The following is a 13,418-nucleotide window of genomic DNA, read 5'->3' as shown; positions in this document are numbered from 1 at the left end:
AGTCGGCGCATGGCGCCGGCTCCACTCTAGGCGGGGAGCGAAACTTATCCCAACCTCTGGTCGGGATCACCGGATCAGGGGCGCGCGCCCCGGTTCCGCACGGCCCACTCGAGGCCGTGCATCGCCTGGTCCTTGGTGAGGCGCGTCTCGGCGCCGCAGTTCGAGCACTCGACCCGGTAGGTGGAGCGGAGCGGGATGAGCGGGACGAAGAAGAGCGTGAAGCGGACGGTGCGGTGGAGCACGCGCTGCGGGGCGGTCACCCCGCACACGAGGCAGGCGAACGTGACGACGACGAGGAGGGCGTCGCGCGCACGCGTGCCGAAGAGGAGGATCACCTCCCGAACCTACGCTCGCCGGCGTGGAGCATAGGGGTTCCGGCGGCCCCCGGACGAGGAGGCGACGCGGGATGGATCAGCCGCTACCTTCAGAGGACAGGCACTCGGCAGATCGGCCCCCATGACCCCGCACCACGACGGCGCGCACGTCAGCGCAGTCCCGGCCTGCCCGGGAGGCGCCGCGTGACCGTCTTCGTGATCGTGGGGGCGGTCGGCCTCCTGCTCCTCCTCTCCAGCATCCTGCTCGGCGACCTCCTCGACGCCGTCGGCGGCGGCGACGGCCTCGTCTCGGGCGTCGCGCTCGGCGCCGCCCTCGCCATCTACGGCGTCGGCGGCGTGCTCGCCGACCAGGTCGGCATCGGGTCCGGCGGCGCCGTCGCGATCGGCGTGGCCCTCGCGCTCGTCGCGCTGGTCGTCGTGCAGCTGGCCGTCCGCTTCGTCGCGAAGCAGGAGAGCGGCGGCTCGTACTCGCCCGTCGGGATGGTCGGCGTCGTCACGTCGCCCACCTCGCCGACCGGCGGCGAGGTGCGGCTCGAGCACGTCCGCGAGCTCGAACGGCGCCTCGCCGTGAGCGACGCGCCCCTCAACATCGGCACGCGCATCCGCGTCGTGTCGGAGGACGGCTTCCGGGTGCGCGTCGAACCGCAGCCCGGGGATCCGGCCTAGCACCACCCGTCCCAACGAGAGGAACCCTTCCGTGGATCTCATATCCGGCGGCGCGAGCGCGATCGCCGTCATCGTCGTCATCGTCATCCTGGTGGCGCTGGTCGCCTTCATCGCGTCGCGCGTGCGCCGCGTGCCGCCGAACCAGGCGCTCGTCATCGTCGGTCGCAACGCCGAGAAGAGCGAGAGCGGCGCCGGGTTCTCCAGCCCGCAGAAGGTCATCATCGGCGGCCGGACCTTCATCTGGCCGATCTTCCAGGAGGGCTTCACGCTCTCCCTCGAGCAGTACCAGACGAGCGTCACGGCCGAGGCGCGCGATGCGAACTTCATCAACACCGCCGTCGTCGCGACCGTCAACTTCAAGGTGACGGGCACCGAGGACGGCGTGCGCCGTGCCGTCCAGCGCTACCTGCTGCAGCAGGACGCCCTGCCGGAGATCGTGCGGCAGTCGCTCGAGGGCGCGATCCGCGGCCTCATCGGCGACCGGCCCGTCGACGAGCTCGTGAAGAGCTTCTCCGTCGTGGCGCAGGAGGCCGTGAACCAGACGAAGAACGACCTCGCGGAGCTCGGCCTCCAGATCGAGACGCTCAACGTCCGCGAGATCACGACCCCCGGCAGCTCCTACCTCGACGACCGGGCGCGCTCGAACGCCGCCCGCGCCCGCCAGGTGGCCGAGGTCGCGGAGGCCGAGAACAAGCGGATCTCCGCGCTCGCCGCGATCGAGAACGACCAGCAGACCGCCGAGCGCCAGCTCGAGCTCGACCTGCGCCGCGCGGCCATCAAGGCCGACACCGACCGGGCCAACGCCACCGCGCTCGCGGCCGGCGAGCTCGCGAAGGCCGAGCAGGACCGCCTGGTCGCCGACCAGGAGCGCACCGCCGTGGCCGCGCAGGCCGAGGTCTCGAAGGAGCGCCTCCGCATCGACGTGGAGCTGCCCGCCGAGGCGCGCAAGTACGCGACCGTCCAGGACGCGCAGGCCGCCCGTGACGCCGAGAAGGCGAAGGTCGACGTGGAGGTCTACCAGCGCACGCAGAACGCCGAGGCGGCGAAGACCGCGGCCGTGAACGAGGCCGCGTCCATCACCGCGCTCGGGAAGGCGAACGCCGACGCGATCCAGGCCCGCGGCCAGGCGGAGGCCCAGGCGGCCGCCGCGCTCGCCGAGGCGCAGAACAAGCTGTCCCGCGAGGCCCTGCAGGCGCGCATCATCGCGTCCATGCCGGAGATCGCGCGCGAGATGGCGGCGCCGCTCGCGAACGTCGACAACATGACGATCATCTCGGCGGACGGCGCCAACGCGCTCAACCGCTCGGTGGCCGAGAACATGGCGACGCTGCCGAAGCTGCTGAAGGACACCACGGGCATCGACGTCGCCACGGCGCTGAGCTCGTTCCTCGGCTCGACCGCCGCGGGGGCGTCCGCGGGCGGATCCGCGTCCGGTGCGACGGCCACGGACGTGGGCCCCGTCTCGGCCGCGTCCGAGGGCGCCGGGATCTGATCCCGGTGCCGGTTCCCGTCGGGACGCGCGGCGTCCCGACGGGCCCGGTGTGAGATCCTCGAGCCCGTTCCGGGCGTTGTGGGGCGCGAACGCGCTCTCCAACCTCGCGGACGGGCTCGTCTTCGTGGCCGTGCCGCTCGTCGCGGCCGACCTCACCGACGACCCCCGCGCGGTGGCGGGCCTCGCGACGACGTACGCGCTCGTGCGGCTCCTGGTCGCGCTGCCCGTGGGCGTCCACGTCGACCGGCTCGACCGGCGCACGCTACTGGTGGTCGCGAACCTCCTCCGTGGGGCGGCGCTCGTGGCGCTGGCCGCGGCGATCCACTCGGGCGTCGCCTCGCTCGTCCTCCTCTACGCCGTGATGGCCGTGGTCGGCGTGCTCGAGAGCGCGGCCGACGGTGCCGCGGTCGCCGTGCTGCCGTCGCTCGTGCCGTACGACCGGCTCGACCGGGCCAACGCGCGGATCACCGGCACGCAGCTCGTGGCCGACGAGTTCGTCGGGCCGCCGCTCGGCGGGATCCTCTTCGCGCTCGCCGCCGCCGTGCCCCTGTACGCGACGGGCGGGCTCTGGGTCGCGGCCGGTGCCGTGGCCCTCGCGCTGCCGCGGCGGCTGCCGGCCGTGGACCCCGTCCCTGCGCCGCGCGCCTCCGTCGTGCGCGAGGCCGCGGAGGGCGTGCGCTGGCTGGCGGGTCACCGCGCGGTCGGCGCGCTCGCGCTCCTCGGCGGCCTCGCGAGCGTCGGCTACATGCTGCCGTTCTCGGTGCTCGTGCTCTTCGCGCGCGACCGGCTGGGACTCGACGCCGCGGGCTACGGCGTGCTCCTCGCCGCCTCCGCGCTCGGCGGCCTGGCCGGATCCGCGATCGCCGCGCCCCTGCGCGCCCGCCTCGGCGCCCGGTGGACGATCGTCGCCGCCCTCGCTCTCGGCGCCGCGAGCCTCGCGGGGCTGGCCGTCACCCGGGATCCGATCGTCGCCGGGGTCCTGCTCGCGCTCTACATCCTGCACGCGGTGGTGTGGGGCATCTGCGCGACCTCGCTCCGGCAGCGCCTGGTCCCGGATCCGCTGCTCGGCCGCGTGGGCGCCGCCGGCCGGGTGCTCAGCCTGCTGGGCCTGGCGGTCGGCTCGGCGCTCGGCGGCGCGCTCGCGACCGTCGGCATCGCGGTGCCGACGGTCGCGGGCGCGGCCGTGTTCGCGGGCTGCGCGCTGCTGGCGGTGCTCCGCCTCCGCGGATCCGACGCGCTCGCGGACTAGCCCGCGTTGGGCAGCCGCACCTCCACGAGGCCGGCCGTGACGCGGGTCTCGAAGCGCGGCTGCGGCGCGGTCGCGGGGCCGTGGATCACCTCGCCCGTCTTCAGGCTGAAGACGCTCTGGTGCCACGGGCAGGTGACGCAGGCCTCGCCGGTCTTCGGGTCCTTCCCGAGCTCGCCCTCGTCGAGCGGCGCGGAGAGGTGGCTGCACGTGTTGCTGAGGGCGTCCACCGTCATGCCGTGGCGGCGCACGAGGACCGGCAGGCCGGCGACGTCGCGCTTGGCGAGGCGGCCGTCGGGCAGGTCGTCGAGTTGGCCGAGCTCCTGCCAGCCGGTGGGGAAGCGGTGCGGGACGTCCTCGGCGTGGTTCGCGCCCGAGGCCTGGCGGTACGCGAGGTGCCCGCCGAGGAAGCCGCCGGCGGAGACGAGGCCGAGGCCCGCGAGTCCCAGGAGCTTGCCGCTCGTCTGCTTGCCGCGGGCGCGCTGGATCCATGACAGCCCGTAGAGGCCGGTGGCGAGCGCGTTGGCGGCGGAGTGCACGATGCCGACCCGGAGCTGCTGCTCGTGCAGCTGCGACCAGTCGGCGTAGCCGGAGACGATCGACGGCGCGGCGCTGAGGATCCCGACGCCCACGAGCGCCTGGCTGGCCTTCTCGTTGCCGGGCAGGAGGTCGAGGACCGCGGAGGAGATCCACGCGCCCGACGGGATCAGCACGGCGACGGGGTGCAGCGGGTGCCCGAAGGGCACGCCGTGCAGCAGGTCGGCCAGCGCGCGCGGCTTGAGCAGGGCGACCACGGTGCCGCGCACCTTCGCGACGATCGGGTCGAGCACCTCGGCGTCCTCGATCTTCGTGATGGCCGAGACGAGCTTCAGCTCCCTCATGGGATCTCCGTTCTTCATCGGCGCCGCCGTCGACGCGCTCCTCCCAGGCAACGCCCCTCGCGGCGCGACGACAAGGCCGGGCCGCACGATGACCAGCGCCGCGTAACCGGGAGGCCCCGGATCAGGCATCGGGATCGCGCGCCGGGTGCCGCGAGGAGACGGGTGCGCCGTGCCGCGCGTCCCGATAGGCGGGGGCGCGGAGGCGGCGCGCCCAGGGATAGGTCGTGTCGCCGGGCGGCGCCGCGAGCACCGGGTCGACGCGCGTGGCGGTGTCGAGCGGGCCGGCGGCGTCGTGGGTCAGCTCGATGCGCGCGGCCACGTGCCAGAGCCCGCGCGGCGTCGCGTGGACGAGGCGCAGCCGGAGCGGCCGGGTGGCGAGGGCGCGGCCGAGGTCCTCGGCGCCGGCGGGCAGCGGCGGGTCCCGGTCCACCAGCACGCCGAGGAGCACCGGCCCGGTGGATCCGCGGTACGGCATCAGCGTCGTCATGCGGGCGCCGGAGAGGGACCGCCTGGGCTGGAGCAGGAAGCGGCCGGGGAACCCGATGCCCGTTGTCGAGACGAGCACGTCGACGGTCGTGTCGCCGCCGTCGGGGATCCGCAGCGCGAGCCCGAGCACGTCGGGGAGCGCGGCGGGGGTCCCGGCTCCGCGCGAGAAGCGGGCGGTGATCTCCAGCGGCGCGTCGAGCCCGTCGAGCCACGCGAGCCCGGAGGCGGCGCGACCGACGACGGGCGTCAACGTGCCGGCGAGGGCGACCCCGGCCGGGTGGATCGGACGGGGGCGGCGGACCAGCCGCACGGCGCGGATGAGGGCGGCGAGGACGTTCCCGCCGACGCGGGCCGGGATGTCGGTCATCGCTCGACCCTATTCCGGTGCGCGTCCGTCGTCCCGGCCGCGATGGGGAGACGGCGGCGGCGGACGCGACGACGCCCGGGCCGACCGTGCGGTCGGCCCGGGCGTCGGGGGTGCGGGGCGTGCGGCGCCGGGAGGCGCGGTCCGCTACGGCGTCGGCATGCCGCCGTTGACGTGCAGCGTCTCGCCGATCACGTAGCTCGACTCGGGCGACGCGAGGAACACGAAGGCCGGGGCGAGCTCGGCGGGCTGACCGGGGCGGCCGAGGGGGGTGTCCTCGCCGAACGACGGCAGCGCCTCGGCGGGCTGGCCGCCGGCGGTCTGGAGCGGGGTCCACACCGGGCCGGGCGCGACGACGTTCACGCGGATGCCCTTGGGCGCGAGCTGCTGCGCGAGGCCCTTCGAGAACGCGTTGATCGACGCCTTCGTGGTCGCGTAGTGGATGAGGTTCGGCGACGGCTGGTACGCCTGGATGGACGACGTGTTGATGATCGTCGAGCCGGGCTTGAGGTGCGGGAGCGCGGCCTTCGTGATCCAGAACATCGCGTAGACGTTGGTCTTGAAGGTGACGTCGAACTCCTCGTCCGAGATCTCCTCGAGGGTGTCGAAGTTCTGCTGCTTGCCCGCGTTGTTCACGAGGATGTCGAGGCCGCCGAGGCCCTCGACGGCCTTCGCGACGAGCTCGCGGCTGAACTCGGCCGTGGAGATGTCGCCGGGGATGGTGACGGCCTTCCGGCCGGCCTCCTCGATGAGGGCGACGACCTGCTTCGCGTCCTCCTCCTCCTCGGGGAGGTAGGAGAGGGCGATGTCCGCGCCCTCGCGGGCGTAGGCGATGGCGACGGCCGCGCCGATGCCGGAGTCGGCGCCCGTGATGAGGGCCTTGCGTCCCTCGAGGCGGCCGGATCCGCGGTAGGTCCTCTCGCCGCGGTCCGCGGTCTCCTCGAGGTCGGCGTCGAGGCCGGGTCCGTCCTGCTCCTGCGCGGTCGTGTCGATGCCGCTGTACATCGCGGCGGGGTCCTGGAAGGTGTACTGGTCCTGGCTCATGGGGTCTCCTCGTGCTGGGTCTGCGTGCGTGCGTGCGTGCGTGCGTGCGGATGCGGTGCGGGTGCCGGCGTCAGCTCGGCGGGGTGTCGTCCAGGTCGATGTCCTGGCCGGCGAGGTCGTTGGGGGCGAGCGCGGGCTCGGCCTCGCCGTCGACGCCGAGGGAGTCGGCCTCGGGCTCGGCGTTCGCGGCCATGACGGCGTCGTCCTCGTCGAGCACCTCGACGGGCTCGTCGGTGTCGGGGAGGACGGTCTCGCCGGCGACGGCGTCGTTGACGACCGTCTCCTTGTCCATGCCGACCATGTCGAGCGCGGTGTCGTCGCCGGTCGAGTCGTCACCGGGGGTGGTGGAGGTGGCGTCGCTCATCGGGTCACTCACCGGCCTCGGGCTTGGGGTGGCCGGGGATCGAGTCGCCGCTGAGGTTGAGCTCGTCGGGGTCGACGTCGATCTCGCCCACGTCGTCGGGTCCGCCGGAGCCGGGGAGCACCTGCACGTCGTCCTCGGCGTCGGGGGCGTCCGGGGAGACGGCGTCGCTGTCGGAGATCTGCTGCTCCTGCAGCACCTTGGTGTCGTCCTCGCTGGGCGAGGTGAAGTCCCTGTCCGGGAGCGTGTCGGAGGGCTCGAGGTGCGGGTAGTCGGTGTCCATGCGTCCGACGCTACGCTCGGCCTCCAGCGGCGTGGGGTGGCATCCGGGAAACGCCCATGAACGGTCCGCGGAGGCCGCTGGCACGCTCCCGGGGTCGCGCTACTGGTCGTCCGGGCCCTCGCCGAGCGGGTCGGGCGCGGCCTTCCTGCTGTCCTCCTCCTCGGCCTCCTCGAGGGAGAGGACGGAGTCCGCGTCGAGGGGCGCGGGCTCGGCGAGCGGGGTCGCGCCGGGCTCGCGCGCGCCGGGATCCGTCACGTCAGCGGCCCTCGGGGTCGACGTGGCCCGCGGCGTCGTCGGCCGGCGCGCTCATGCGCGAGTCGGCGGCGGTGACGGCGCGGTTGTCGGGGACGGCGGGGTACTCGGCGTCGGCGGGATCCGCGTCCTCGACCTCGAGGGTGTCCTCCTCCGCGTGCCCGTAGGTCGTGCCGTCGGGTTCGCGGACCGCGTCGCCGGTGCCCGCGGGTGCGTCGTCGGCCGTGACCACGTCGTCCACGGTCACCAGCCCGTCGGGATCGCCGGGGCCGCGCCCGGTGCGGATGCCGTCTGCCTGGTCGTCTCGGTCGCTCATGCTCCCCACCCTACGAGCGGCGGGAGGGGGACGACGCCGGCGCTCGCGCCCCCGAATCGGGGTCGCCGGACCGCCTCGCGGAGGGTCCCCGCGAGTCGCCGCCGAGCGGGTTGCGTTCCCGTCCGAGCGCCCCCATATTAGGTGAGCCTTGCCTAACTCATCCTGATGCTCGTGACCCGACACGGCTCCCCATCGAACCGACGAAGGACCCATGACCCTCTCCCCGCACGCCTCCCGCCCGTCCGATCCGACGCTCGACGAGCCCCGTTCCGACGAGGCCGCCACAGTGGATCCCGCCGCCGAGCTGTTCTCCGACCGCTCCCTCCCCGGCTGGGACGCCGCCCTCCGCGCCGCCGCCGCCCACGTGCGCACCGCCGCCCTCCGCGCCGACGGTCCGTTCACCGGGATCACCCCCGACCACCTCCGCCGCTCCTTCGGCGGCCTCGACCTCGACCGCCCGCTCGGCGGGCTCGACGACGCCCTCGACGAGCTCGACGGCCTGTACCTCCGCGACGCCGTCTGGTTCCACGACCCGTCGTACGTCGCGCACCTCAACTGCCCGATCCTCATCCCGGCCATCGCGGGGGAGCTCATCCTCTCCAGCGTCAACACGTCGATGGACACGTGGGACCAGAGCGCCGGCGCGACCCTCATCGAGCGCGCCCTCGTCGACTGGACGACGGGCCGCATCGGCCTCGGCGACGACGCGGACGGCGTCTTCACGAGCGGCGGCAGCCAGTCGAACCTGCAGGCGCTGCTGCTCGCCCGCGACGAGGCGGCGGCCGTGCACGGGCTCGCGCCGGAGGACCGGCAGCGGATGCGGATCCTCGTGAGCGACGTCGGCCACTTCAGCGTGGAGAAGTCCGCGCGGATCCTCGGGCTCGCGCCCGACGCGGTCGTCCGCGTGCCGAGCGACGACGCCATGCGGATGCGGGTCGACGCCCTCGAGCGCGAGCTGGCGCGCTGCTACGCGGCGGGCCTGGTGCCGATCGCGGTGGTCGCGACCGCGGGCACCACCGACTTCGGGAGCATCGACCCGCTGCCCGCCGTGGGCAACGTGTGCCGGCGCGAGGGGATCTGGCTGCACGTCGACGCGGCGTACGGCGGCGGGCTCCTCGCCTCGCTCCGGCACCGCGACCTCCTCGCCGGCATCGAGCGCGCCGACTCGGTGACCGTCGACTACCACAAGACCTTCTTCCAGCCGGTGAGCTCCAGCGCGCTGCTCGTGCGCGACGGCCGGACGCTCCGGCACGCGACGCTGCACGCCGACTACCTGAACCCGGCCGACCGCGCGCACGAGGAGATCCCGAACCAGGTCGACAACTCGCTGCAGACGACCCGGCGCTTCGACGCGCTGAAGCTGTGGCTCACGCTGCGGACGGTGGGCGCCGACGGGGTGGGGCGGATGCTCGACGACGTCATCGCGCTCGCCGACCGCACGTGGCTGGCCATGCTGCGCCATCCGGCGCTCGACGTGGTCGTGCGGCCGGAGATCAGCGCGCTCGTGTTCCGCTACGTGCCCGCGGGGGAGCGGGACGGGACGGCGGGGCCGGACGCGGGCGCGCGGTCGGACGCCGTGAACCGCGGCATCCGGCAGGCAATCCAGGACTCGGGTCGCGCGATGGTCGCCGCCACCCGCGTGGACGGCCGCGCGCACCTGAAGCTCACGCTGCTCAACCCCGCGACGACGGACGCGCACCTCGCCGCGATCCTGCGCATGGTCGTGGAGGCCGGCGACGCGCTCGACGCCGGGCTGGGCGCGGATGCCGCGGCCCGGGCGGTGCGCGCGGCGGCGGCGGCGACGACGGTGGCGGCGGACGACCGGGCGGAGGCCGGCCGATGAGCGCCGCCGTACCCGGCCGCGTCCACGACGTCGTCGCCGTGGGCCTCGGCCCCGCGAACCTCGGGCTCGCCTGCCTCGCGGATCCGCTCGACCTCGACCTCGTCGTGCTCGAGCGGAAGCCGCGCTTCGACTGGCACCCCGGCATGATGCTGCCGACCGCCCACCTGCAGACCCCGTTCCTCGCCGACCTCGTGACGCTCGCGGATCCGACCTCGCGCTTCTCGTTCCTCGCGTACCTCAAGGACACCGGGCGGCTGTACTCCTTCTACATCCGCGAGGACTTCTTCGTGCTCCGCAGCGAGTACGTCGCGTACTGCCGGTGGGCCGCCGAGCGCGCGCGGGGCATCGAGCTCGACCGCGACGTGCGGGCGATCCGCTACGACGAGGTGGAGGGCGCGTACGTCGTCGAGTCGGTCGACGCCGCGGGCGTCGCGCACGTGCACCGCGGCCGGCACCTCGTCGTCGGCGTCGGCACCCCGCCCTGGCTGCCCGACGCGGTGCGCGACCTCCCGGGCGTCGTGCACAGCTCCGGCTACCTCGGCGCGAAGGACGCGCTGCAGGAGCGGGACGCGATCACGGTGGTCGGCAGCGGGCAGAGCGCCGCCGAGATCTACCGCGACCTCCTCGAGGACGTGGACTCCCACGGGTACCGGCTCGACTGGATCACGCGCTCGCCCCGGTTCTTCCCGCTCGAGTACACGCGCCTGACGCTCGAGATGACGAGCCCGGAGTACAGCGACCACTTCTTCGGCCTCCCCGCGGATGCTCGCGAGGTGCTCCTGCGCGAGCAGCGGAACCTCTACAAGGGGATCGACTCCGAGCTCGTCGACGAGATCTTCCAGACGCTGTACCGGAAGCGGCTCGCCTTCGACGCGCTGCGGGCGGAGGGGCGGCTGGCGCCCGGCGGCGACGCGGGATCGGGCGTGCCGACGCGGCTGCTCACCAACGCGGAGGTCGTCTCGTCCCGGGCGACGCCCGACGGCGGCGCGGTCTTCGGACTGCGGCACGCCGAGACCGGCGCGGAACGGGAGTGGCCGACGGGCGCGGTGGTCATGGCGAGCGGATACGACGCCTCGGCCCCGCGGATCCTCGACGGGCTCGGCGACCGCGTGCACCGCGACGCGCGCGGCCGGCTCGACGTGGCGCGCGAGCACACGGTCGACGACGCCGGCACGCTCTTCGTGCAGAACGCGGAGGTGCACACGCACGGCTTCGTGGCGCCCGACCTCGGGATGACCGCGCACCGCAACTCGCGGATCCTCCGCGCCATCACGGGGCGCGCGCCCTACCCGGTGGAGGAGCGGATCGCGTTCCAGGAGTTCGGGCTGCCGGACGACGTGCCCGCGGCGGGATCGGGGGTGCTCGCGTGAGCGCGCCCGCGCCGACCGTGGCGACCCCCGTCCACCCGCTCGCGATGCGCCCGCTCGACCCAGACGGCGACGCGCCCCTCGTGCACGGCTGGGTCACCGCGCCGCGCGCCCGCTTCTTTCAGATGGAGCACGCGACCCTCGACGACGTGCGGGCCGAGTACGCCGGCATCGCCGCGGATCCGTCGCGCCGCGCCTGGATCGGCCTCCACGACGGCGTGCCCGCGTTCCTCGTCGAGGAGTACGACCCGGCGGACGACCCGATCGGCCCGCACCTCGACCCGCTCCCCGGCGACCGCGGGATGCACCTGCTCGTCGCCCCGGCCGCCGGCGACCCGCTGCCCGGCTTCACCACCGCGGTGATGCGCCACGTCGTCGCGCACCTGCTCCGGGGTCCCAAGGTCCGGCGCCTCGTCGTCGAGCCCGACGTGCGGAACGCCGCGATCCAGCGCCTCAACGCGCGCGTCGGCTTCCGACCGCTCCGCGTCGTCGACACCGGCGCCAAGCACGCGCTCCTCAGCGTCCTCACGCGCGACGACGCCCTCCTGCACGCCCTCGACACGGACGGACCCCGCATGATCCCCACCCTCGCCCCCGCCCCCATCCGCGACCGGACGGCCGACCCCGACCCGCGCGTCCACCGCGCCGCGCACCTCCGGCCCGACGCCTGGGCGGCCGCCACCCGCCACCTCGTGCGCAAGGCGCTCGCCGAGTTCGCGCACGAGCTGCTCATCGCCCCCGAGCGCGCGGAGCCCGAGCGGCCGCCCGGCGCGCCCCGCCGCCCGCACGATCCCCGGGACTGGGCCGACTACCGCGTCCCGAGCGCCGACGGTCGGAGCGTCCACGCCTACCGGGCACGGATCCTCGCGCTCGACCACTGGGACGTCGACGAGTCGAGCATCCGCCGCACGGTGGACGGCGAGCCCGCCGCGCTCGACGCGATCGACCTCGTGCTCGACCTCCGCGACCGGCTCGGGATCACCGACGAGGTCCTGCCCGTCTACCTCGACGAGATCCAGAGCACGCTCTCGGCCGCGGCCTTCTCGCGCCTCCGCGACGTGCCCGACGCGCGCGGCCTCCTCACCGCCTCGTACGCCGAGGTCGAGTCGACGATGGACGAGGGCCACCCGTGCTTCGTCGCGACCAACGGCCGCATCGGCTTCGACCTCGACGACCACGACCGGTACGCGCCCGAGGCGGGTCAGGACGTCCGGATCCTCTGGCTCGCCGTGCACGAGCGCCTCGCGCACTTCGCCGCCGTCGACGGCCTCGACCGGGACGCGTTCCTCGACGCGGAGCTCGGCGCGTCCGTCCGCGACCGCTTCCGCGCGCGGCTCGCCGACCTCGGCATCGACCCCGCCGCCCGCGTGCTCGTCCCCGTGCACCCGTGGCAGTGGGAGAACGTCGTCACGGTCACGTTCGCCGGGCTCGTCGCGACGCGCGACATCGTGCTCCTCGGCACGGGCGACGACGAGTACGGCGCCCAGCAGTCGATCCGCACCTGGGCCAACCGCACGACCCCCGAGCGCTGCTACGTGAAGACGTCGCTGTCGATCCTCAACATGGGGTTCACGCGCGGGCTGTCGCCGGCCTACATGGCCGTGACCCCGGCGATCAACGACTGGGTGCACGCGCTCGTCGTGGGCGACGCGGAGTTCGCGCGGCTCGGCTTCGGGATCCTCCGCGAGGTCGCGTCCGTCGGCGTGCGCGACGCCCGCGTCGACTCGGCCCTGCCGCCCGGCCACGCGCACGGGAAGATGCTGTCCGCGCTCTGGCGCGAGTCGCCGGTGCCGGGACTCGCGGAGGGCGAGCGGCTCATGAGCATGACGAGCCTCCTGCACGTCGACGCGGCCGGTGCCCCCGTGATCGGGGCGCTCATCGACGCGTCGGGGATCGGTGCCGCGGCCTGGCTCCGCCGCTGGCTCGACGCCTACCTCGTGCCGCTCGCGCACGCGCTCCTCGCGCACGACCTCGCGTTCATGCCCCACGGCGAGAACGTGATCCTCGTGCTGCGCGACCACGTCGTCGTCCGCGTGCTGATGAAGGACATCGCCGAGGAGGTGGCCCTGTTCGACCCGGAGCGGGACCTGCCGGAGGACGTGCGGCGGATCCGGATGGACGTCCCCGAGGACGAGCGCGCCCTCACGGTCTTCACCGACGTGATGGACGGCTTCCTCCGCTTCGCCGCCGCGCTCCTCGAGGACCGCGACGACCTCGGACCCGACGGCCTGTGGCGCGTGGCCGCCGAGGCGCTCGCCGACCACGAGCGCGCGCACCCGGAGCTCGCGGAGCGCGCCGCCCGGTTCGACCTCTTCGCGCCGTCGTTCGCGCGCTCGTGCCTCAACCGGCTGCAGCTCCGGGACAACCGGCGGATGGTCGACCTCGCCGACCCCGTGCTCCAGATCCACGGCTCGCTCGTGAACCCGCTCGCGATCCACGCGGGGCTCCGGCCGCGCATCGGCTGACCCGGCGCCCCCGGACA

At 74.4% G+C, this 13,418-nt stretch carries 14 protein-coding genes; 6 read left to right on the top strand and 8 right to left on the bottom strand.

Annotated features, from left to right (window positions below):
- Positions 1-74: 74 nt before the first annotated feature.
- Complete coding sequence (locus ACT7CP_RS11055) at positions 75-335, bottom strand: zinc ribbon domain-containing protein (RefSeq protein WP_307507327.1); 261 nt, start codon at positions 333-335, stop codon at positions 75-77.
- A gap of 183 nt (positions 336-518) precedes the next feature.
- Between ACT7CP_RS11055 and ACT7CP_RS11050 the strand changes: the two genes are divergently transcribed.
- The 3 genes from ACT7CP_RS11050 to ACT7CP_RS11040 are packed head-to-tail and all read left to right on the top strand — an operon-like array spanning position 519 to position 3,742.
- Positions 519-1,001 (top strand): NfeD family protein, encoded by a 483-nt coding sequence (locus tag ACT7CP_RS11050; RefSeq protein WP_445442248.1) that lies wholly within the window; start codon positions 519-521, stop codon positions 999-1,001.
- Between the two features lie 31 nt (positions 1,002-1,032).
- Positions 1,033-2,493, top strand: a complete 1,461-nt coding sequence (locus ACT7CP_RS11045) for an SPFH domain-containing protein (protein WP_445442247.1) — start codon at positions 1,033-1,035, stop codon at positions 2,491-2,493.
- A 49-nt stretch (positions 2,494-2,542) separates the two neighbouring features.
- On the top strand, positions 2,543-3,742 hold the full coding sequence (locus tag ACT7CP_RS11040) for an MFS transporter (RefSeq protein WP_445442246.1): 1,200 nt from the start codon (positions 2,543-2,545) through the stop codon (positions 3,740-3,742).
- Here ACT7CP_RS11040 and ACT7CP_RS11035 read toward each other — a convergent pair.
- The 7 genes from ACT7CP_RS11035 to ACT7CP_RS11005 form a co-directional block, all read right to left on the bottom strand.
- The gene (locus tag ACT7CP_RS11035; RefSeq protein WP_445442245.1) at positions 3,739-4,620 is read right to left on the bottom strand and encodes a Rieske (2Fe-2S) protein; all 882 of its coding nucleotides are present in this window, start codon (positions 4,618-4,620) and stop codon (positions 3,739-3,741) included. The genes ACT7CP_RS11040 and ACT7CP_RS11035 overlap by 4 nt on opposite strands.
- Positions 4,621-4,741: 121 nt before the next feature.
- Positions 4,742-5,473 carry a hypothetical protein gene (locus tag ACT7CP_RS11030; protein WP_445442244.1) on the bottom strand — a complete coding sequence of 244 codons (732 nt, stop codon included), beginning with the start codon at positions 5,471-5,473 and terminating at the stop codon, positions 4,742-4,744.
- Positions 5,474-5,617: 144 nt separating this feature from the next.
- Complete coding sequence (locus ACT7CP_RS11025; RefSeq protein WP_445442243.1) at positions 5,618-6,514, bottom strand: glucose 1-dehydrogenase; 897 nt, start codon at positions 6,512-6,514, stop codon at positions 5,618-5,620.
- Between the two features lie 70 nt (positions 6,515-6,584).
- Positions 6,585-6,878: a hypothetical protein gene (locus tag ACT7CP_RS11020; RefSeq protein WP_445442242.1), complete on the bottom strand. Its 294-nt coding sequence runs from the start codon at positions 6,876-6,878 to the stop codon at positions 6,585-6,587.
- Positions 6,879-6,882: 4 nt separating this feature from the next.
- Complete coding sequence (locus ACT7CP_RS11015) at positions 6,883-7,158, bottom strand: hypothetical protein (protein WP_413963477.1); 276 nt, start codon at positions 7,156-7,158, stop codon at positions 6,883-6,885.
- 99 nt (positions 7,159-7,257) lie between these two features.
- Entirely contained in the window at positions 7,258-7,413 is a 156-nt protein-coding gene (locus ACT7CP_RS11010) for a hypothetical protein (protein ID WP_445442241.1), read from the bottom strand.
- A 1-nt stretch (position 7,414) separates the two neighbouring features.
- Positions 7,415-7,726, bottom strand: coding sequence for a hypothetical protein (locus ACT7CP_RS11005; protein ID WP_445442240.1), 312 nt, complete (start codon positions 7,724-7,726; stop codon positions 7,415-7,417).
- Positions 7,727-7,937: 211 nt separating this feature from the next.
- On the opposite strand from ACT7CP_RS11005, the gene ACT7CP_RS11000 reads away from it, so the two are divergent.
- Genes ACT7CP_RS11000 through ACT7CP_RS10990 form a run of 3 tightly spaced genes read left to right on the top strand, consistent with a single transcriptional unit; the run spans position 7,938 to position 13,401 of the window.
- Positions 7,938-9,569 carry a pyridoxal phosphate-dependent decarboxylase family protein gene (locus ACT7CP_RS11000; protein ID WP_445442239.1) on the top strand — a complete coding sequence of 544 codons (1,632 nt, stop codon included), beginning with the start codon at positions 7,938-7,940 and terminating at the stop codon, positions 9,567-9,569.
- The gene (locus ACT7CP_RS10995; RefSeq protein WP_445442238.1) at positions 9,566-10,939 is read left to right on the top strand and encodes a lysine N(6)-hydroxylase/L-ornithine N(5)-oxygenase family protein; all 1,374 of its coding nucleotides are present in this window, start codon (positions 9,566-9,568) and stop codon (positions 10,937-10,939) included. The genes ACT7CP_RS11000 and ACT7CP_RS10995 overlap by 4 nt, the downstream gene beginning before the upstream one ends.
- A complete protein-coding gene (locus tag ACT7CP_RS10990; RefSeq protein WP_445442237.1) occupies positions 10,936-13,401 on the top strand; it encodes a GNAT family N-acetyltransferase in 2,466 nt (821 codons plus the stop codon). The genes ACT7CP_RS10995 and ACT7CP_RS10990 overlap by 4 nt, the downstream gene beginning before the upstream one ends.
- Positions 13,402-13,418: the final 17 nt, after the last annotated feature.

This window comes from Clavibacter rahimiani, from assembly GCF_052654495.1.
Note: the sequence above shows the minus strand (reverse complement) of the source record. Positions and strands in the feature narration are given on the sequence as shown.